17 protein-coding genes are annotated in these 20,508 nt (G+C 60.8%); 9 read left to right on the forward strand and 8 right to left on the reverse strand.

The annotated features are described in order from the left end of the window. Positions 1 to 7 precede the first annotated feature (7 nt). From NH234_RS27065 to NH234_RS27085, 5 genes are all read right to left on the reverse strand, one after another. A complete protein-coding gene (locus tag NH234_RS27065; RefSeq protein ID WP_085731716.1) occupies positions 8 to 1,255 on the reverse strand; it encodes an ABC transporter permease in 1,248 nt (415 codons plus the stop codon). A gap of 66 nt (positions 1,256 to 1,321) precedes the next feature. Further along, entirely contained in the window at positions 1,322 to 2,365 is a 1,044-nt protein-coding gene (locus NH234_RS27070; protein WP_085731715.1) for an ABC transporter substrate-binding protein, read from the reverse strand. A 48-nt stretch (positions 2,366 to 2,413) separates the two neighbouring features. Further along, on the reverse strand, positions 2,414 to 3,538 hold the full coding sequence (locus NH234_RS27075; protein ID WP_085667439.1) for an ABC transporter ATP-binding protein: 1,125 nt from the start codon (positions 3,536 to 3,538) through the stop codon (positions 2,414 to 2,416). A gap of 218 nt (positions 3,539 to 3,756) precedes the next feature. Then, complete coding sequence (locus NH234_RS27080; RefSeq protein ID WP_003228820.1) at positions 3,757 to 4,386, reverse strand: response regulator transcription factor; 630 nt, start codon at positions 4,384 to 4,386, stop codon at positions 3,757 to 3,759. Then, complete coding sequence (locus NH234_RS27085) at positions 4,387 to 6,786, reverse strand: transporter substrate-binding domain-containing protein (protein ID WP_367254893.1); 2,400 nt, start codon at positions 6,784 to 6,786, stop codon at positions 4,387 to 4,389. A 73-nt stretch (positions 6,787 to 6,859) separates the two neighbouring features. On the opposite strand from NH234_RS27085, the gene NH234_RS27090 reads away from it, so the two are divergent. Next, positions 6,860 to 7,849, forward strand: a complete 990-nt coding sequence (locus tag NH234_RS27090) for an alpha/beta hydrolase family protein (RefSeq protein WP_085731713.1) — start codon at positions 6,860 to 6,862, stop codon at positions 7,847 to 7,849. Between the two features lie 48 nt (positions 7,850 to 7,897). Here the strand turns inward: NH234_RS27090 and NH234_RS27095 are convergent, their stop codons facing one another. From NH234_RS27095 to NH234_RS27105, 3 genes are read right to left on the reverse strand one after another with little or no spacing between them, the layout of a single operon-like run. Next, a complete protein-coding gene (locus tag NH234_RS27095; RefSeq protein WP_085731712.1) occupies positions 7,898 to 8,665 on the reverse strand; it encodes a TerB family tellurite resistance protein in 768 nt (255 codons plus the stop codon). Between the two features lies 1 nt (position 8,666). Further along, positions 8,667 to 9,338: an N-acetylmuramate alpha-1-phosphate uridylyltransferase MurU gene (gene murU, locus NH234_RS27100; RefSeq protein WP_367254896.1), complete on the reverse strand. Its 672-nt coding sequence runs from the start codon at positions 9,336 to 9,338 to the stop codon at positions 8,667 to 8,669. Next, positions 9,335 to 10,354: an aminoglycoside phosphotransferase family protein gene (locus NH234_RS27105; protein ID WP_367254898.1), complete on the reverse strand. Its 1,020-nt coding sequence runs from the start codon at positions 10,352 to 10,354 to the stop codon at positions 9,335 to 9,337. Before NH234_RS27105 ends, murU begins: the two co-directional genes overlap by 4 nt. A 130-nt stretch (positions 10,355 to 10,484) precedes the next feature. On the opposite strand from NH234_RS27105, the gene NH234_RS27110 reads away from it, so the two are divergent. The 8 genes from NH234_RS27110 to NH234_RS27145 all read left to right on the forward strand — a co-directional run bounded on the left by NH234_RS27110 (position 10,485) and on the right by NH234_RS27145 (position 20,341). After that, positions 10,485 to 13,286: an LPS-assembly protein LptD gene (locus NH234_RS27110; protein WP_367254900.1), complete on the forward strand. Its 2,802-nt coding sequence runs from the start codon at positions 10,485 to 10,487 to the stop codon at positions 13,284 to 13,286. Next, complete coding sequence (gene surA, locus NH234_RS27115; RefSeq protein ID WP_139831717.1) at positions 13,267 to 14,583, forward strand: peptidylprolyl isomerase SurA; 1,317 nt, start codon at positions 13,267 to 13,269, stop codon at positions 14,581 to 14,583. Before NH234_RS27110 ends, surA begins: the two co-directional genes overlap by 20 nt. Continuing rightward, positions 14,580 to 15,569, forward strand: coding sequence for a 4-hydroxythreonine-4-phosphate dehydrogenase PdxA (gene pdxA / locus NH234_RS27120; RefSeq protein WP_085731708.1), 990 nt, complete (start codon positions 14,580 to 14,582; stop codon positions 15,567 to 15,569). The genes surA and pdxA overlap by 4 nt, the downstream gene beginning before the upstream one ends. Next, entirely contained in the window at positions 15,566 to 16,384 is an 819-nt protein-coding gene (gene rsmA, locus NH234_RS27125; RefSeq protein ID WP_085731707.1) for a 16S rRNA (adenine(1518)-N(6)/adenine(1519)-N(6))-dimethyltransferase RsmA, read from the forward strand. The genes pdxA and rsmA overlap by 4 nt, the downstream gene beginning before the upstream one ends. 112 nt (positions 16,385 to 16,496) lie before the next feature. Beyond that, positions 16,497 to 16,877 carry a Co2+/Mg2+ efflux protein ApaG gene (gene apaG / locus NH234_RS27130; protein ID WP_085731706.1) on the forward strand — a complete coding sequence of 127 codons (381 nt, stop codon included), beginning with the start codon at positions 16,497 to 16,499 and terminating at the stop codon, positions 16,875 to 16,877. Next, entirely contained in the window at positions 16,877 to 17,758 is an 882-nt protein-coding gene (locus NH234_RS27135) for a symmetrical bis(5'-nucleosyl)-tetraphosphatase (protein ID WP_367254903.1), read from the forward strand. Before apaG ends, NH234_RS27135 begins: the two co-directional genes overlap by 1 nt. Positions 17,759 to 17,791: 33 nt before the next feature. Continuing rightward, positions 17,792 to 18,121, forward strand: coding sequence for a thiosulfate sulfurtransferase GlpE (gene glpE / locus NH234_RS27140; protein WP_007959911.1), 330 nt, complete (start codon positions 17,792 to 17,794; stop codon positions 18,119 to 18,121). Between the two features lie 297 nt (positions 18,122 to 18,418). Continuing rightward, positions 18,419 to 20,341: a PrkA family serine protein kinase gene (locus NH234_RS27145; RefSeq protein ID WP_064599839.1), complete on the forward strand. Its 1,923-nt coding sequence runs from the start codon at positions 18,419 to 18,421 to the stop codon at positions 20,339 to 20,341. Positions 20,342 to 20,508 lie beyond the last annotated feature (167 nt).

The raw sequence follows: 20,508 nt of genomic DNA on the forward strand, positions 1-20,508 counted from the left end.
ATTCCCCTTAACTCAGGCGCAGGCGACTGGCGCCTACCAGCCAGCTGTAGATCAGATAAAGCACCACGGTCGCCAGCAGCAACAGCCCGCCCAGCGCAGTGGCCATGCCCCAGTTGATGCTGGTGTTGGTGTAGAACGCGACGAAGTAGCTGACCATCTGATCGTTCGGGCTGCCCAGCAGCGCCGGGGTGATGTAGTAGCCGATAGCGAGGATGAACACCAGCAGGCAACCGGCGCCGACACCGGCGTAGGTCTGCGGGAAGTAGACCCGCCAGAAGCTGGCGAACGGATGACAGCCGAGGGAAATCGCGGCGCGCATGTAGGTCGGCGAGATGCCTTTCATCACGCTGTAGATCGGCAGGATCATGAACGGCAACAGGATGTGCACCATCGAGATGTAGACCCCCGTGCGGTTGAACACCAGCTCCAGCGGCTTATCGATCACGCCCATCGCCATCAGCGCGCTGTTGATCAATCCGCCGGATTGCAGCAACACGATCCACGCCGCGACTCGTACCAGGATTGAGGTCCAGAACGGCAACAGCACCAGAATCATCAGCAGGTTGCTTTGACGCGACGGCAGGTTGGCCAGCAGGTACGCCAGCGGATAGGCCAGCACCAGGCAGATCACGGTGATGATCAGGCCCATCCAGAAGGTCCGGGCGAAGATGTCGAGGTAGATCGCCTGATCCGGGGTGGCCGGGGCCAGTTCGCCGAGGTCGTCGATGCGATGGTCCACCGCCGCCAGCAGATAGAACGGGGTGATGCTGCTGGTGTTGCGCTTCACAGCCTGCCAATAGGCCGGATCGCCCCAGCGTTCGTCGAGGCCTTCCAGCGCTTCTTTATAAGAGGCCGGTTCGCTGGCGAATGGCAGCGAGCGGGCGGTTTTGGTCAGCAGGCTGCGATAGCCGGCCAACTCCATGTTCAGGCGCTTGGACAGATCGCCCAGGGTCTGGTTTTTGCGGGCCTCGGCGAGGTCTTCGCCGGCGGCCTTGTAGACCGGTTCAGCGGGCAGTCCGCGACCGTCCCAACTGGCGATGGCAGCCACGGTGCGTGGCATGCCGCCCACCACTTCCGGGTTGCCGACGCTTTTGTAGAGCAGCGCCACGATCGGCACCAGGAACACCAGCAACAGAAACAGCACCAGTGGCGCGATCAGCGCCTGGGCCTTCCAGCGGTTGACCCGCTCGGCGTGCTTGAGCCGCTGCTTCAAGGTGGGGCTGCTGCCCTCGTTCAGGGGAACGGCGATGGCCATGACGTACTCCGCAAATCTTTTGAATGACGGCGTCACCCTGAGGGTGACGCCGCGTATGCATCAGCCTTACTTCGCAGCCCAGGAATTGAAGCGCTGCTCCAGTTGCTCACCGTTGTCAGCCCAGAAGCTGACGTCGATCTGCACCTGGTTGGCGATGTTTTCCGGGGTGGTCGGCATGTCTTTCAGGACATCCTTGGCCAGCAGCGGCACAGCCTGGGTGTTGGCCGGGCCGTAGGCGATGTTTTCCGAATAGGTCTTCTGCTGTTGCGGCTGCACCGAATAGGCGATGAATTTCTTCGCCGCTTCCGCACGTTTGGCGTCCAGGCCTTTCGGGATGGCCCATGCGTCGAAGTCGTAGATGCCGCCGTTCCACACCACTTTCAGGTTGGACTCTTTCTGCACGGCAGCGATACGACCGTTGTAGGCGGAGCTCATGACCACGTCACCGGAGGCGAGATACTGCGGTGGCTGTGCGCCGGCTTCCCACCACTGGATGCTTGGCTTGAGTTCGTCCAGCTTCTTGAATGCGCGATCCTGACCATCTTTGCTGGCCAACACTTTGTAGACGTCTTTCGGCGCAACGCCGTCGGCCATCAGTGCGAATTCGAGGGTGTACTTGGCGCCTTTGCGCAGGCCGCGCTTGCCCGGGAATTTCTTGGTGTCCCAGAAATCCGCCCAACTGGTCGGTGCGGTTTTCAGTTTGTCGGCGTTGTAGGCCAGTACGGTGGACCATACGAAGAAGCCCACGCCGCACGGCTGGATCGCGCCTTTGACGTAGTCTTCGGTCTTGCCGAACAGCGCAGGATCGAGCTGCTCGAACATGTCTTCGTCGCAGCCACGGGACAGTTCCGGCGATTCAACCTCCACCAGATCCCAGGACACGCTCTTGGTATCGACCATGGCTTTGACTTTGGCCATCTCACCGTTGTACTCGCCGGCGACGATCTTGCCGTTGCCCGCCGCTTCCCACGGTGCGTAGAAGGCTTTGACTTGCGCCGCCTTGTTCGCCCCGCCAAACGACACCACGGTCAGATCCGGGCCGGCGGCCATTGCGCTTGCCGCACCCATCAGGCCCAGGGTCAGGGCTGTGAACTTCAGGGATCTCAACATTTATTGTTCTCTCCACGTGCAGGGTTGGTGTTGGTAATGCCGGGGCGCTTAATGCGCCTCTAGAAGAGGATCAAGCGCGCGAACGTGCTCGACCTGCCAGCCAAGCGGAACCACGTCGCCGACCGCGAGCGCAGGATCGAGCTCGGCAATCGGTTGTTTCACGAAGAAGTCGGTCTTGCCGCAGACTTCCAGGCGCACCCGGACGTGGTCGCCCAGATAGATGAATTCGGCCACCCGCCCGGAGAAGCGGTTGACGCATTGATCGCTCGAACCGTTGAGGCTGACGCGCTCCGGCCGGATCGACAGGGTGACGGGTTCGCCGGTCTGGCCGATGTTGACCGCCAGCGCCTCGACCTTTTCCCCACGACCCAGCTCGACCACACAGCGCTCGCCGCTCTGGCTGAGCAGACGACCGTTGAGGCGGTTGTTCTCGCCGATGAAGTTGGCGACGAAGGTGTTTTTCGGCTCTTCGTAGAGGGTGCGCGGCGGGGCGATCTGCTGGATCTCACCCTGATGAAACACGGCGACGCGGTCGGACATGGTCAGGGCTTCGCCCTGGTCGTGGGTCACGTAGACCACGGTCACGCCGAGGCGCTGGTGCAGGTGTTTGATTTCCATCTGCATGTGTTCGCGCAGCTGCTTGTCGAGAGCGCCGAGCGGTTCGTCCATCAGCACCAGTTGCGGCTCGAAGACCAGCGCACGGGCCAGCGCCACACGTTGTTGCTGGCCGCCGGACAACTGCGCCGGATAGCGCGAAGCGAAGGCATCGAGCTGGACCATGCTCAGGACTTTCTTGACCTTGTCGCTGACGTCGCTCTTGTTCAGGCCGCGCACGGTCAGCGGGAACGCCAGGTTCTCGGCGACGGTCATGTGCGGGAACAGCGCGTAGTTCTGGAACACCATGCCGATGTCGCGCTTGTGCGGCGGCACGTTGTTGATCGCGCGTCCGGCCAGGAGGATTTCCCCGGCGGTTGGTGTTTCGAAACCGGCGAGCATCATCAGGCTGGTGGTCTTGCCGGAGCCGGACGGCCCGAGCAGGGTCAGGAATTCGCCCTTGCGGATGTCCAGGTTGAGGTCTTTGACGATCAGGTTCTCGCCGTCGTAGCTCTTCTGCACTCCACGAAAGCTGACCAGCACATCGCTGGCCCCTGCGTTTGATTCGACCTGGCTCATACCCACACCTTTGTTATTGATGACTGCTGTGGGATTAAGCCTAGTGGCTGCCTGCAGTCACGCAAATCGGGGCGCAGGAGAGAATCGCCTCAGCCGGATGGAAGGCCGGGGGTAGGGATTGCCCTACAAGGATGGCGCGTTTGGACACGTCAGGTGCGAGCCCTGAAGTTCCAGCCGCAGGAACCGGCAAAAGCGCCTGTCGTTATTGGATATGGGAGTTAGAGGAGTTTGTGTTCCATCGCATACTTCACCAGCTCGGCAAGTGAGGTGATGTTGAGTTTCTGCATCAGCCGCGCCTTGTGGGTGCTGATGGTCTTGCTGCTCAGGGCCAATTGCTGGGCGATGTCGTTGACGTTGGCGCCCTGAGCCAGGCGTTCGAACACCGAGAACTCGCGTTCGGACAACAACGAATGCAGCGGCCGCGTATCGGTCAGGCCGACTTCGAAGACCATGCGGTCGGCCAGTTCCGGATCGATGTAGCGCCCGCCTGCCGCGACCTTGCGGATCGCTGTAAGCAGCAATGCCGGATCGCTGTCCTTGGTCGCATACCCGGCAGCGCCAACCTTCAGCGCCCGAGCGGCCATCTGCGCCTCGTCGTGCATCGACAGCACCAGAATCGCCGGCGGATTGTTCAGTGCGCGAATACGCGGAATCGCCTCCAGCCCGTTGACCCCGGGCATGGAAATATCCAGCAGCACCACCTCGCAGGGCACGCTGCGCAGGGTTTCGAGCAACTGCTCGCCATTGCTCGCCTCCCCCACGACTTGCAGATCCTTGGCCAGGCCGATCAATTGCTTGATGCCTTCGCGAACGATGGTGTGGTCTTCAGCTACCAGTACACGGATCACTTACTTCTCCTCATCAAGTGGCACCCGCACGCTCAGTGTGGTGCCCTCGCCCGGTTCGCTGTCGAGTGACAACTGACCGCCCATGATCAACACCCGCTCACGCATGCCCACCAATCCAAAGGACGTCGGCCTGCCCGCAGCGGCGACAAATCCTACGCCATCATCGCTGACCGTCAGACACAATTCGTCGCCTTCCTGCGTCAGCGTCAGCTCCACAGTATGCGCCTGGGCATGGCGCATGACATTGGTCAGCGCCTCTTGAAGAATACGGAACAGGCCGATGGCCTTGGCGTCGCTGAGCGGCGGCAGATTGTCCGGCACCTGCACCAGACACGGAATCTGCGTGCGCGCCTCGAATCGCCGAGCCTGCCATTCGATCGCCGAAGCGATCCCCGCATCGAGAATCGGCGGGCGCAATGCCGTCGCCACATCGCGCACCAACTGGAACAGCTGGGCGATCAGGCGTTTCATGCTGTTCAGGCGCTCGTTCAGACCAGGATCGAGTTGCGCGTAGGCCAGTTCGCACATCGACGTCTCCAGTTTCAGCACCGTCAACATTTGCCCCAGTTCATCGTGAACTTCGCGGGCAATGCGCGCCTTCTCCTCTTCCCGCACGCTTTCGAGGTGCGCCGACAGTTCGCGCAGTTGTTCGCGCGATGCCGCCAGTTCCAGTTCGATGCGTTTGCTTTCGGTGATGTCCCAGACGATGCCGTCCCAGACGTAGGCGCCGTCCTCCAGTTGCCGGGTGATGGCCTTGATCTCGGCCCAGCGCTGCTCGCCCTGGCGCGTAAGGATCCGCCCCTGCCACGACCAGTCGCTGTCGGTGTCCAGTGCCCGGTCCTGAGTCTGGTGATAACCGGCCTTGTCGTCCGGATGCACCAGGCTGCGCAGACCCATGTCGCGATGGGCGATGGCGGCCGGTGCGTAGCCCACCAGATTTTCGCTGCCCTCACTGATGTAGGCAAAGTCGATCTGCCCGGTCACCGGCGCCCGTTCCAGACGGAACACCAGCCCCGGCACGTTGGCGGCGATGCCCTGCAAGCGCGCCTCGCTTTCCTGCAACGCGGCCAGGGCCCGCCGACGCTCGGTCACGTCAGTGAGATAAACCACCAGATATTCGCTGTCGCGAAACCGCAGAAAACTCAACGACACATCCGCCGGCAGGATGCTGCCATCCGCCCGCACACAACTCGTTTCAAAGCTGAGCGGCCCTTCCTCACTGGCCCGGGCGCGCTTCCACAGATTGAGCCAGCGATCCATGTGCAGGCCGGGTTCGAAGTCGATCAGCGGTCGCTCGATCAGCGCGCCCTGTGGATAACCCAGCATGTGCTCCGCCGCGCGGTTGGCGTAGCGCACGTGACTGTCCCAGTTGACCCAGAGAATGCCGACGGTGCTCTGGTCGATGGAAAACTGAGTCAGGCGCAGAGCTTCTTCGCTGGCCGCGCGCAGGGCAATGTCTTCCCGGGCAGCGAGCAGGCGTTGTTCAAGGCTGTGTTGCTGGCGCCGTTGCCACAAGACGATTGCCGCACAACTGAGCAACAACACGGCGAACAGCAGACTCAGGTTCTGCCAGAACCCCGGCGATTCCGAGAGCCGCGGGTATTTGGGTTGCAGCCATTGCGTGTGCAGACGCTCCAGATCTTTCGCCGGGATTGCCCGCAAGGCACTTTCGACGATCCCGGCCAGCTCCGGCCAGTCGCGACGGGTGGCAACTCGCAACAGTTGCGGCAGACCGATGTCGCCGACCACCACCAGCCCGGCAAACTCCGGCTCTGTCGACAGACGCCCCAGTTGCGCTTCATCCACCACCGCGTAAGACGCCTGCTGACTCAACAGCAACTGCAAGGCCTGACGCTCCAGCGGCACGCCTTGCAGATTCAGATGGGGATAGTTGCCGCGCAGATAATCAGCGGTGACGCTGGGCATGCGCACGGCCACCCGGGCCTGGCTGTCGAGCTTTTCCAGCTCGACCGAACTGCTGACTTTCTGATCGCTGACCACCAGTTGCGGCACGCGCATGTAAGGATCGGAAAACTGCCAGAGACGCAGCGAGCCAGGCGTCTGGGTCAGGCCCGGGGCGATATCGATCTCGCCGTCCCGCGCGGCGGCTTCAAGTTGTTCGATATCGGGGAAGTTGCGCCATCTGAGTTCGATGTCGAGGGCCTTGGCCAGCCACTTCATCAACTCGACATTGGCCCCGGACAGCCGCTGCAGACGCCGGTCGTATTGCGCGTACGGCGCCTGCAGAATCAGGCCGACGCGTAATTCATTGTGCTGGGCGAGCCACTGCTGCTGGCTCATCGACAACTGCGCAACATGGCTCGACGGCGCAGGCGCGGCCCACCCCATCAAGGGAAACGCCAGACAGCCGATAACCCACAGGCAGCAAAAACGCATCATTGAAATCTCATGACCTGACAAATTCTGACCAACCCTTTAGGCTGCCGGGATAATTTCTGGCCTGGAATAACCGATGCCCCCTGTCTCTCGCCTGGCAATGCCAGCATTGTGCCTGTCGCTGATCCTGCCTTGTGCGTTTTCCGTCGAAGCCGCCGATCCGGCTCCCGCCGCTACCGCGGAAAAGCCCGCCGAAGAAAAACCAGTCGAACGCCAGCCATTGCTTGAGCGTAGTCAGGAAGAAGCCTCGGCACTCGAACGCAAAATCCCGGCCCAGGAACAACAACAGTTGCAGGCCGGCAGCGACACGTTCCTCGCGCTGTGGAAACCGGCCAACACGGCCGACCCCAAAGGCGTGGTGATCCTGATCCCCGGTACCGGCGAAACCGCTGACTGGCCCCAGGCAATCGGCCCGCTGCGGCGTAAATTGCCGGACGTCGAGTGGAACAGCCTGAGTATCACCCTACCCGACCTGCAAAGCGATGCCATCGCACCGCGTGTGATCGAAGCGCCCGCAGCGCCGAAAACCACCGATGCAGGCAGCAAGGATTCGACCACCGCCCAACCGATCGAGCAAGCCGCTGGTGGTGAAGCGGACGTGGCTGACAAGGTCGTTGCCGAAACCACCGAAGAACAGGCCAAGGCTGACGCCGAACGAATCTTTGCCCGCATCGACGCGGCGATCGCCTACGCCGAACAGCAAGGCGCACACAGCATCGTGGTCCTCGGTCACGGTACAGGCGCCTATTGGGCCGCGCGGTTCCTGAATGAAAAGCAGACCGCGCAAGTGGAAAAGCTGGTGATGGTCGCCGCGCAAGTACCGCCCAAAGCCAAGCCTGAACTGGCAGAACTGACGCCACTGCTGAAGCTGCCGACGGCCGATATCTTCTACATGGACAAGCCGCTGGATCGCAACGCCGCACTGGAGCGTTTACAGGCCAGCAAACGCTTGAAGACGTCGTCGTTCAGCCAGGTAGCGCTCAAGGCGTTGCCCGACAACAAGGCCGAGCAGGAGCAATTGTTCCGCCGGGTGCGCGGCTGGTTGAATCCGCAAAACCCGGACTGAGCGACCACACAAAAAAAGATCGCAGCCTGGGCTGCGATCTTTTTTTGTCTAGCGGAAATCCCGCCGCTCGCGAATCAATGTGTAGGCATTGTGCAATTCGCGGGTCTTTTCAGTCGCTTCGAGCACCTGGGCCGCCGTCGCTCCACTACCGGCCACCTTGTCCGGATGATGGCGACTGAGCAGGCGACGATAAGCGCGTTTGATCTGGGCCGGTTCGCTGGTTGCCGACACCCCGAGCAGGCGCATCGCATCCTGATAACTCACCGCGGCGCTGACGATCGGGCGCTTGTTCGGCTCGTAATCCGCCGCCAGCGCCTGAAGCTGGTGCGTCGTCCAGCCCAGCCACTTGCCCCATTGCGCCAACAATTCACGTTCGCTGCTGCCAGCCCGACCATCCGCCCAGACCATCCGCCAGCAGGCACGCAACACGCCCTCGGCCGCATGGGGCTGAGCACTGAGACGCCGCAGATAACCGCGCAGGCGATCCCCGCCGGACTTGCCGCGATTGAACGCGGCAATGGCCCGGCGCTGCGCCGACTCACTCATGTCCAGCGCGCGCATCTCCTGACGCGCCTGCTGGATATGGCCGTCGGTAACCCGTCCGTCACTCTTGGCCAGACGCCCGAGCAAGACGAACAACAACTCGTCGTTGCGCAGCATCGGCTGGCCGCCGAGTTTTTCCCGCAAATGCCCCCAGCTCTGCAAATGCAGACGCCGATCCAGCGCCTGCCCCAACAAAGCCCCAAGCATGGCCCCCGGAATGCTGGCGATAGCAAAACCCGCTCCGGCTCCAATCAGAGTCCCTGGCCACAACATATCAGCGACTCGCTTCTATCAAGGTTTCGGCTTCAGCCAGACGCTCGTGCGTACCGACATCGACCCAGTGGCCTTTCAGTCGCTCACCGCTCACCTGCCCGTTCGCCATGGCTTTGCGCAGCAACGGTGCCAGTTTGAAGGCGCCGTCCGTGCAGCCGTCGAACAGTTGCGGATGCAGCACGGCGATGCCGCTGTAGGTCAGGGTCGGCGAGTCCGGTTGGCCGTCCTGTACCTGATCACCGATCAGGCTGAAGTCGCCGGTCGGGTGATGGGCCGGGTTATCAGCCAGCACCAGATGCGCCAGCCCGCTGATCGGCTGGTGCAGCACGCTGAAGTCGTAATCGGTCCAGATGTCACCGTTGACCACCAGAAACGCTTCGTCGCCGAGCAAAGGCAAGGCGCGGAAGATACCGCCACCGGTTTCAAGCGGCTCGCCTTCGGGCGAGTAACGGATGCTCAGGCCGAATTGCGAACCGTCGCCCAGGTAATCTTCGATCTGCTGACCGAGCCAGGCATGGTTGATCACGATTTCGCTGAAACCCGCCGCAGCCAGGGCACGCAGGTGATACTCGATCAACGGTACGCCGCCAGCGCGCACTAAAGGTTTCGGGGTGGTCAGGGTCAGCGGACGCATGCGCTCGCCTTTGCCGGCCGCCAGAATCATTGCCTTCATGCAGTCGCTCCACCACGCAGGCTGGCCAGCAGCGCTTGCAGCTGTGACAACTCGGGACGGCGCGCGATCACCGCTTCTATATAAGAGAAGAAGCGCGGCACATCGGCGAGGTAGCGAGGTTTGCCATCGCGGTGGCAGATGCGGGCGAAGATACCGATAACTTTCAGGTGACGCTGCACGCCCATCAGGTCGCTGGCGCGCAGAAAGTCTTCGAAGTCCGGCTGCACGGGGATATTTAACGCTGTCGCCTGCTGCCAGTAGCTTTCCAGCCAGCCGCGCACACGCTCTTCAGGCCAACTGAGGAAGGCGTCCTTGAACAGGCATGTCACGTCGTAAGTCACCGGCCCGTACACCGCGTCCTGGAAATCCAGCACGCCGGGGTTCGGTTCGCTGAGCATCAGGTTGCGCGGCATGTAGTCGCGGTGCACCAGCACTTTTGGCTGGGCCAGCGCGCTGTCGATCAGCAACTCGCTGACCTGCTGCCATTGCTGCTGTTGCGTGGCGTCGAACTCCACGCCCAGTTCGCGCTTCACGTACCACTCTGGGAACAGTTCCAGTTCGCGACGCAACAGCGCGACGTCATAGCTCGGCAGCGGTGCCACCATCGGCAACTGCTGAAAAGCCAACAGCGCCTGCAAGGCATCGCTGAACAATGCGTCGGCATTTTTGCCATTGATCACGTCGAGATAGGTCTTGTTGCCCAGGTCATTGAGCAAAAGAAATCCGCGTTCGAGGTCTTCTGCATAAATTTTCGGCACGTTGATACCGGATTTCGCCAGCAAAAAGGCGATATCCACGAACGGTTTGCAGTTTTCCTGGGGGGGCGGCGCGTCCATCACGACGAAACTGCGACCGGCACCTTCCCAACGGAAATAACGGCGGAAACTCGCGTCGCTGCTGGCCGCAGTCAACGTGGCCGGGGGTACGGCACCCCAGCCCTGCTCGGCAAAAAGGGTCGCCAACTGTTCATCGAGCCAAACTTTCAGGTGTTGCAAGCGTACATCTTGGTCAGGCATTGCAAGGGTCTCCGACGGCGCTAGCCGTCAAGCGGGTCATGCTTTATTATCCAGCATCTTTTTCAGACCATCGAGAGGCGTGCGGCCCACACCGCGGGCAGATGGCACGCAGGAAGCCCGGACTAATAAGATGGCATTGAAATCCCCCGCGTTTCGTAAAAAATTTCCGTTGTTGGTAACCGGCAGTCTGCTGGCTATGCAACCTCTGGCCAGTTCATTCGTTGTCGCCGCCGAGCAGTATGACTGCGCGGTCTCGGCTACGGGCGGCTGGGCCTGTTCGCCGAAGACGCCGGCGGCGGCATTGCCTCCGCGTCCGGTGCATGACGGCAGCGCTGTCAGCGCCACCGGCGAAGCCCCGGCCGAGAACGGCAGCGTTTCGGACTCCGGTCCCAAACCCGTGCTGGTCACCGAGTCCAAGGGCCGCGGCCTGAAATCCCGTAGCGAAGACTACAGTCACCTCGACTGGGTTCCGCGCGAGAAGCTCACCGCCGCCCAACTGGCCGAGACAGGTCCTTACTGTTCTGGTTCCTATATCGAACCAATTCGTCCTGGCATGAATGACAAGACGAATAAAAGTGACGCCCCGACCTTCATCGGCGCGAAAGCCTCGCGCTATAACACCGAAGATCAGGTCGGCACGCTGGCCGGTGACGTGGTTCTGCGTCAGGGCAGCATGCAGGTCGAGTCCCAGGAAGCGAGCCTCTATCAGGCCGAGAGCCGTGCCGAACTCAAGGGTGACGTGCGCATCCGCGACAATGGCGCGCTGATCGTCGGCGACCACGCTGATGTGCAGCTCGACACCGGTGAAGCGAAAGTCGACAACGCCGAATACGTGATGCACAAGTCGCGCATCCGCGGTAATGCTCTGTACGCCAAGCGCGCCGAAAACGCGATCATCCGCTTGAAGGACGGCACGTACACCACGTGCGAACCGAACAGCAACGCCTGGCAGCTCAAGGGCAACAACATTACCCTGAACCCTGCCACCGGCTTCGGTACCGCGACCAACGTGACACTGCGGGTCAAGGACATTCCGATCCTGTACACCCCGTACATCTATTTCCCGATCGACGATCGTCGTCAGTCGGGTTTCCTGCCGCCGACCATCGGTACCGGCAGCGACACCGGCTTCATGCTGGTCACCCCGTACTACTTCAACCTGGCACCGAACTACGATGCCACGTTGTATCCGCGCTACATGAGCAAGCGCGGCCTGTTGATGGAAGGCGAATTCCGCTACCTGACCAAGTCCAGCGAAGGTCAGTTCGGCGCCGCGTACCTCAACGACGAAGACACCGATCGCAGCAAGCAGAGCGATTACGAAAAAAATCGCTACATGTACAACTGGCAGCACAAGGGTGGTCTCGACTCCCGCGTGTTCACCCAGGTTGACTACACCAAGATCAGCGATCCGTACTACTTCCAGGATCTGACTACCGATCAGATCGGCGTGAAGAGCGCCGACTATGTCAACCAGCAGGGTTCGGTGACCTACCGTGGCGACAGCTACACGGCACGCTTGAACGCCCAGGCTTATCAACTGGCGACCGTTTCGAACATCACGCCGTACGACCGTCTGCCGCAGATCACCTTCAATGGTCAGCTGCCGTATCACCCGGAAGGTCTGAACTTCGATTACGAAACCGAGATCGTGCGGTTTGATCGTGATCTGAAAAGCGGCACATTTGTTCAGGAAGACGGGATCACTACCGAACCTCGCCTGGACAACAACATTCAGGGCCTGGCCCGTGCCAACGGCGACCGTCTAAACCTGAAGCCTGGCGTCAGCCTGCCAATGAACTGGACTTATGGCTTCCTCAAGCCATCGCTCAAGTACCAGTACACCCAGTACCAGCTGGACTTGGACGGCACCGGCAAATCGCAGATCGCCGCGCAGACTGCCGAGCAGAACAAGCTCAACGGCACCTTCGACAGCAATCAGAGTCGCGGCGTACCGATCGCCAGCGTCGACAGCGGCCTGTACTTCGACCGCAACACTTCCTACTTTGGCAAGAACTACCGCCAGACCCTGGAACCACGCCTGTTCTACCTCTATGTGCCGAAGGTGGACCAGGAGGACATTCCGGTATTCGATACCAGTGAATACACTTTCAACTACGCCTCGCTGTTCCGCGACAACCGCTTCTCCGGCTCCGACCGCGTCGGCGACGAGAACAAGCTGTCGCTGGGCGTGACCAGCCGCTGGATCGAAGACGACGGTTTAGAGCGTCAACGCATCAGCATCGGTCAGGCTTACTACTTCAAGGATCGTGAAGTACAACTGCCGGGCATCGCGTTCAAGGATCGCAAAGACGCCCAGTCCGACGTATCGCCCTATGCGCTGGAATACGAATACCGCTGGAACCGCGACTGGCGTACCACTGCCGATTACAACTGGGACCCGGACAGCCACAGCCCACGCTCCGGCAGCGCGATGTTCCACTACCAGCCTGAAGACAACCCGAACAAGGTGGTCAACGTCGGTTATCGCTATCGCAACGACCAGGTTCGCTACGACCAGAACACCGGCAAATGGTCGGTGGGCGGTGGTGACTACGGCACCCCAGGCCAGCCTGGCTACGTGAAGGACTACTACAAGATCCAGCAGCACGACTTTTCGGTCATCTGGCCGATCGTTCCGCAGTGGAGCGCCATCAGCCGCTGGCAGTATGACTACAACCGCAACCGTACTCTGGAAGCCTTCGGTGGTTTCGAATACGACAACTGCTGCTGGAAACTTCGCCTGATCAACCGTTACTGGGTTTCTTATGACGAGTTCAGTCAGGAAGCTCCGCAAAACGAAAAAGGCGACCACGGCGTCTTCCTCCAAATTGTTCTGAAGGGACTCGGCGGCCTCACCGGCGCCAAGACTGAGAGCTTCCTCGACAAAGGCATCCAAGGTTATCGTCAACGTGAAGACCAAGCTTTCTGATTGTCTGCGCCCGCTGATGCTGGGCGCGCTGTTCCTGGGTACTGCGGCCAACGCCGCAGTACAGTCCATCGACAAAGTAGTGGCCATCGTCGACAACGACGTGGTCATGCAGAGCCAGCTGGATCAGCGCGTCCACGAAGTTCAGCAAACCATCGCCAAACGTGGTGGTGGCTTGCCGCCTCCGGGCGTGCTGGATCAACAGGTGCTTGAGCGCCTGATCGTCGAAAACCTGCAACTGCAGATCGGCGAACGCTCCGGCATCCGCATCACCGATGAAGAACTGAACCAGGCTGTCGGCACCATTGCCCAGCGCAACAACATGACTGTCGACCAGTTCCGCGCGGCCCTGGCCCGCGACGGCCTGAGCTACGAAGGCGCCCGTGAGCAGATCCGCAAGGAAATGATCATCAGCCGTGTACGTCAGCGCCGTGTTGCAGAACGCATTCAGGTATCGGAGCAGGAAGTGAAGAACTTCCTCGCCTCCGACCTGGGCAAGATGCAATTGTCGGAAGAACTGCACCTGGCCAACATCCTGATTCCGACCCCGGAAAGCGCCAACTCTGAAGCGATTCAGAGCGCCGCGCGCCAGGCGATGGAGGTTTACCAACAACTCAAGCAAGGCGCTGACTTCGGTCAACTGGCCGTTGCCAAATCCGGCAGCGACAACGCTCTGGAAGGCGGCGACATGGGTTGGCGTAAAGCTGCTCAACTGCCACCGCCGTTCGATCGTGAACTGAGCGCCATGTCGCCAGGCGACATCACTCAACCGGCACGCACTCCAGGTGGTTTCATCATCCTGAAGCTGCTGGAAAAACGCGGCGGCGAAAGCCAGATGCGTGACGAAGTGCATGTGCGCCACATCCTGGTCAAGCCAAGTCCGGTCCGCGACGAAGCCAAGACCAAAGAGCTGGCCCAGTCGCTGTATAACCGCATCGAAGCTGGCGAAGATTTCGCCGAACTGGCGAAGAAATATTCGGAAGACCCGGGTTCCGCCCTCAACGGCGGCGACCTGAACTGGATCGATCCGAACGCACTGGTACCGGAATTCCGCGCCGTGATGGCCAAGTCCCCACAGGGTCAGCTGTCCAAGCCGTTCCAGACCCAGTACGGCTGGCACGTTCTGGAAGTTCTTGGCCGTCGCGCCACCGACAGCACCGAACAGGCCCGCGAGCAGCAAGCCATGACCGTACTGCGTAACCGCAAATACGACGAAGAGCTGCAAACCTGGCTGCGTCAGATCCGTGACGAAGCGTACGTTGAGATCAAACTCCCTGGTGCAGACCAGGCAGCGCAGTGAAACCCAAGCGTTTCGCGCTGACTCCCGGCGAACCAGCCGGCATCGGTCCCGACCTGTGCCTGCTGCTCGCCTCGCAAGCCCAGCCACACCCCCTGATTGCCATCACCAGCCGCGACCTGCTCCAAGAGCGGGCCGCGCAGCTGGGGCTGGCCGTCAGTCTGCTGCCCGTTTCACCCGGTCACTGGCCGGACGCTCCAGCGCCGGCCAACAGCCTTTATGTCTGGGACACCCCGCTCAGCGCCCCCGTGGTCGCCGGGCAGCTGGACAAGGCCAACGCTGCCTTCGTCCTTGAAACCCTGACCCGCGCCGGCAATGGCTGCCTGAACGACGACTTCGCCGGGATGATCACCGCCCCGGTGCACAAGGGCGTGATCAACGAATCCGGCATCGCCTTTTCCGGCCACACCGAATTCCTCGCCGACCTGACCCACACCGCCCAAGTGGTGATGATGCTCGCTACCCGCGGTTTGCGCGTGGCGCTGGTCACTACTCACCTGCCCCTGCGCGACATCGCCGATGCGATCACGCCGGATCGGCTGGAACGGGTCACGCGGATTCTGCACACCGACCTGCAAGACAAATTCGGCATCGCCCAACCACGCATCCTGGTTTGCGGGCTCAACCCGCACGCCGGCGAAGGCGGACACTTGGGCCATGAAGAAATCGACATTATCGAACCTACCCTGGAGCGCCTGCGCGGCGAGGGCATGGACCTTCGTGGCCCGCTGCCTGCCGACACTCTGTTTACCCCAAAATATCTGGAGCACTGCGACGCGGTGCTGGCGATGTACCACGACCAGGGCCTGCCCGTGCTCAAGTACAAAGGCTTCGGCGCAGCGGTCAACGTGACCCTGGGCCTGCCGATCATCCGCACCTCCGTCGACCATGGCACCGCCCTGGATCTGGCCGGCAGCGGCAAGATCGACACCGGCAGCCTGCAGGTCGCCCTGGAAACAGCCTACCAGATGGCCGAGACCCGTTTATGACCGAGCAATACCAACACAAGGCGCGCAAACGCTTTGGCCAGAACTTCCTGCACGATGCCGGCGTCATCGACCGCATCCTGCGCTCCATCAGCGCCAAACCTGACGACCGGATGCTGGAAATCGGCCCGGGCCAGGGCGCACTGACCGCCGGCATCCTCAATTCCGGCGCACAGCTGGACGTGGTGGAACTGGACAAGGACCTGATCCCGATCCTCAACCAGCAGTTCGCGGGCAAGAGCAACTTCAACCTGCATCAGGGCGATGCGCTGAAGTTCGACTTCAACACACTGAATGCTGCGCCGAACAGCCTGCGGGTGGTCGGCAACCTGCCGTACAACATCTCCACGCCGCTGATTTTCCACCTGCTGAACAACGCCGGCATCATTCGCGACATGCACTTCATGCTGCAGAAGGAAGTCGTGGAGCGTCTGGCCGCCGGCCCGGGCGGCGGTGACTGGGGCCGTCTGTCGATCATGGTTCAGTACCATTGCCGGGTCGAACATCTGTTCAACGTCGGCCCGGGTGCCTTCAATCCACCGCCGAAAGTCGACTCGGCCATCGTGCGTCTTGTGCCGCACGCGGTACTGCCGCACCCGGCCAAGGATCATCGCCTGCTGGAGCGCGTGGTACGCGAAGCGTTCAACCAACGCCGCAAGACCCTGCGCAACACCCTAAAGCAATTGCTGAGCAACGCTGAAATCGAAGCCGCCGGCGTCGATGGCAGTCTGCGTCCCGAGCAACTCGATCTGGCGGCATTCGTGCGTCTGGCCGACAAGCTCGCCGAACAGCCCGCGAAAACACCTGCGGCCGACTGACAGGCAATCATCGCGTTCGGGCAGGACGCCCCTCTGGTCTCCTGCCCGATACTTGCCTAGACTCAACTCATCGGCTCCCCCCGCGTTCCGCTTAGTTCTTAAGGCCTTTTGCATGTCCGATCCTCGTTATCAGGTCGATGTCAGTGTCGTTACTCACTATCTGGCAGACCAATCGCAACCCGAGCACGACCGCTTCGCCTTCGCCTACACCATCACTGTGCAGAACAATGGCGAGCAACCGGCCCGACTGATGTCCCGGCATTGGGTGATCACTGATGGCGACGGACATGTCGAAGAAGTGCGCGGCGCCGGCGTGGTCGGCCAGCAGCCCTTGATCGACGCGGGGCGAAGCCACACCTACAGCAGCGGCACGGTCATGACCACCAAGGTCGGCACCATGCAGGGCAGCTATGAAATGGTCGCCAGTGACGGCAAGCATTTCGATGCGATCATCAAACCCTTCCGCCTCGCCGTTCCCGGAGCCCTGCACTGATGGCGACGTATGCCGTCGGCGACCTTCAGGGCTGCCTCGAACCGCTCAAGTGCCTGCTCAGGCAAGTGGCGTTCGATCCGGCCGTGGATCGGTTGTGGCTGGTGGGCGATCTGGTCAACCGTGGTCCGCAATCGCTGGAAACCCTGCGCTTTCTGTACGGCATGCGTGATTCGCTGGTGTGTGTATTGGGCAATCACGATCTGCATTTGCTGGCAGCGGCAAACAACATCGAACGCTTGAAAAAGTCTGACACCCTGCGCGAGATCCTTGAGGCCCCGGATGCCGCCGACCTGCTTGAATGGCTGCGCCAGCAGAAGCTGATGCACTACGACGAGCACCGCGACGTGGCCATGGTCCACGCTGGTATTCCGCCGCAATGGTCACTGCGCAAGGCATTGAAATATGCAGCGGAAGTCGAGGCAGCGCTGCGCGACGACAACCTGTTGCGGCCTTATCTTGACGGCATGTATGGCAATGAGCCGACAAAATGGGATAGCGATTTGACGGGCGTGACTCGTCTTCGGGTCATCACCAACTACTTCACGCGCATGCGCTTCTGCACCGCCGAAGGCAAGCTCGACCTCAAGAGCAAGGAAGGTCTGAACACGGCACTACCGGGCTACAAGCCGTGGTTCCAGCACAAGGAACGCAAGACCCGCGGCCTACGGATCATTTTCGGCCACTGGGCGGCACTTGAAGGCGATGTCCACGAGCCCGGCATTTCGGCCCTCGACACCGGATGCGTGTGGGGTGGCAGCCTGACCCTGATGAACGTCGACAGCTTTGAACGACTGTCGTGCAAATGCGACGAACACGGCGGCGTCCTGCCTCCCGTCGCACCACCGATCACCGAATCCTCGCCAGTCAGCGCCCCGCGTTAGACTGCGTTTTCAGCCGAGCCACAGGAACCCGCCATGAGCGAATTCAAACGAATCCCCCCGGAACAGGCCCAGGCCCTGCGCGAGCAAGGTGCCGTGGTCGTCGACGTCCGTGACCCAGCCACATTCGCGGCGCTGCACATCAGCGGCTCGAAGCATCTGGACAATCATTCCCTGCACGCCTTCATCCAGGGCGCCGACCTCGACGCTCCGACCGTTGTGGTCTGCTACCACGGCAATTCGAGCCAGGGTGCCGCGGCGTATCTCGTCAGCCAGGGCTTTTCCGACGTCTACAGCATGGACGGGGGCTTCGAGCTGTGGCGTACGACTTTTCCTTCGGAAACCGCGCAAGGCACCTCCGAATAATTTTTTTGTAACGTGCAAGCCCCGGCTCCCGTGGGCTCGCGCGGTGGCAGACGAACGGTCTGCCACAACTAATTACGTATCTCGCCTTTACCTCCCGAATTCCCAACTATCCTTAAGCCCAGGCCATCCAAAACAGGGGAGAGCCGGTACACCGGCGCACGGGTCATCGGGAGTGACTTTCGCGGTTGTCGATCGCGGAAGGGTTCTGGGGGGTAAACAACAGCTGCCACCGCGGCTGCTTGCCAGCATCGACTGAGTGATCCGGCGTCGGCTCCACGTATCGAGCGAGGTGACGTCATGAGTATCTTTAGCCACTTCCAACAACGCTTCGAGTCCACACGCCAGGAAGAATTCTCGCTGCAGGAATACCTGGAACTGTGCAAAAAGGATCGCAGCGCCTACGTTTCCGCCGCCGAGCGTCTGTTGATGGCTATCGGCGAACCGGAGCTGCTCGACACTTCGACCAATTCGAGGCTGTCGCGAATTTTTTCCAACAAGGTGATCCGCCGCTATCCGGCCTTTGAAGACTTCCACGGGATGGAAGAATGCATCGACCAGATCGTGTCGTATTTCCGCCATGCCGCTCAGGGCCTCGAGGAGAAGAAACAGATCCTCTACCTGCTCGGTCCCGTCGGTGGCGGTAAATCGTCCCTGGCCGAGAAGCTGAAACAGCTCATGGAAAAAGTGCCCTTCTATGCCATCAAGGGCTCACCGGTATTCGAATCCCCTCTGGGTCTGTTCAACGCCACCGAAGATGGCGCGATCCTCGAAGAGGACTTCGGAATTCCCCGCCGCTACCTGAACACCATCATGTCGCCATGGGCCACCAAGCGTCTGGCCGAATTCGGCGGCGACATCAGCCAGTTCCGCGTGGTCAAGCTGTACCCGTCGATCCTCAATCAGATCGCCGTGGCCAAGACCGAACCGGGGGACGAGAACAACCAGGACATCTCCGCGCTGGTGGGCAAGGTCGATATCCGCAAGCTGGAGGAATTCCCACAGAACGACGCCGATGCCTACAGCTATTCCGGTGCGCTGTGCCGGGCCAACCAGGGCCTGATGGAGTTCGTCGAGATGTTCAAGGCACCGATCAAGGTGCTGCACCCTTTGCTGACCGCCACTCAGGAAGGCAACTACAACAGTACCGAAGGCCTCGGCGCGATTCCGTTCACCGGGATCCTGCTGGCCCACTCCAACGAATCGGAGTGGCACACCTTCCGCAACAACAAGAACAACGAAGCCTTCATCGACCGGATCTACATCGTCAAGGTGCCCTACTGCCTGCGGGTCAGTGACGAGGTGAAGATCTACGACAAGCTGCTGTTCAACAGCTCCCTGTCCAAGGCGCATTGCGCGCCGGATACCCTGAAGATGCTGGCGCAGTTCACCGTACTGTCGCGCCTGAAAGAGCCGGAAAACTCCAATATCTACTCCAAGATGCGCGTGTATGACGGCGAAAACCTCAAGGACACCGATCCGAAGGCCAAGTCGATCCAGGAATACCGCGATGCAGCGGGCGTCGATGAGGGCATGAACGGTCTGTCGACCCGGTTTGCGTTCAAGATCCTGTCGAAGGTCTTCAACTTCGATCCGCATGAAATCGCTGCCAACCCGGTGCACCTGCTCTATGTGCTGGAACAGCAGATCGAACAGGAACAGTTCCAGGCCGAAACCCGCGAGCGCTATCTACGCTACCTGAAGGAATACTTGGCGCCGCGTTATATCGAATTCATCGGCAAGGAGATCCAGACCGCCTACCTCGAGTCTTACAGCGAGTACGGCCAGAACATCTTCGACCGCTATGTGCTGTATGCAGACTTCTGGATTCAGGATCAGGAATACCGCGATCCGGAAACCGGCGAAATCCTCAACCGCGTCGCCCTCAACGAGGAACTGGAAAAAATCGAGAAACCGGCCGGCATCAGCAATCCGAAGGATTTCCGCAACGAAATCGTCAACTTCGTACTGCGCGCCCGGGCCAACAACAACGGCAAGAACCCGACCTGGCTCAGCTACGAAAAACTGCGGGTGGTCATCGAGAAGAAAATGTTCTCGAACACCGAGGATCTGCTGCCAGTCATCAGCTTCAATGCCAAGGCCAGCAAAGAGGATCAGCAGAAACACAACGACTTCGTTACACGAATGGTCGAACGCGGCTACACCGACAAACAGGTACGACTGCTCTCCGAGTGGTATCTGCGGGTCAGAAAATCACAGTAAACCGCGGCCGGTCAGACCGGTTGTCGTCAGCCCGAGGCTTGTGTGCACATTTTCTGCTACACAGGCCTCTGGAAGGTGTTCGAAAGGCGGTAGCGAGGTTCAGGCAGCACCCAAAGCGCTTGGGGGAGCGTGTGCGTCCCTTGGCATTCGGTTCACGCTGCATGACC

It is taken from the genome of Pseudomonas sp. stari2 (assembly GCF_040760005.1).
In the GTDB taxonomy this organism is placed as follows: Bacteria; Pseudomonadota; Gammaproteobacteria; order Pseudomonadales; family Pseudomonadaceae; genus Aquipseudomonas.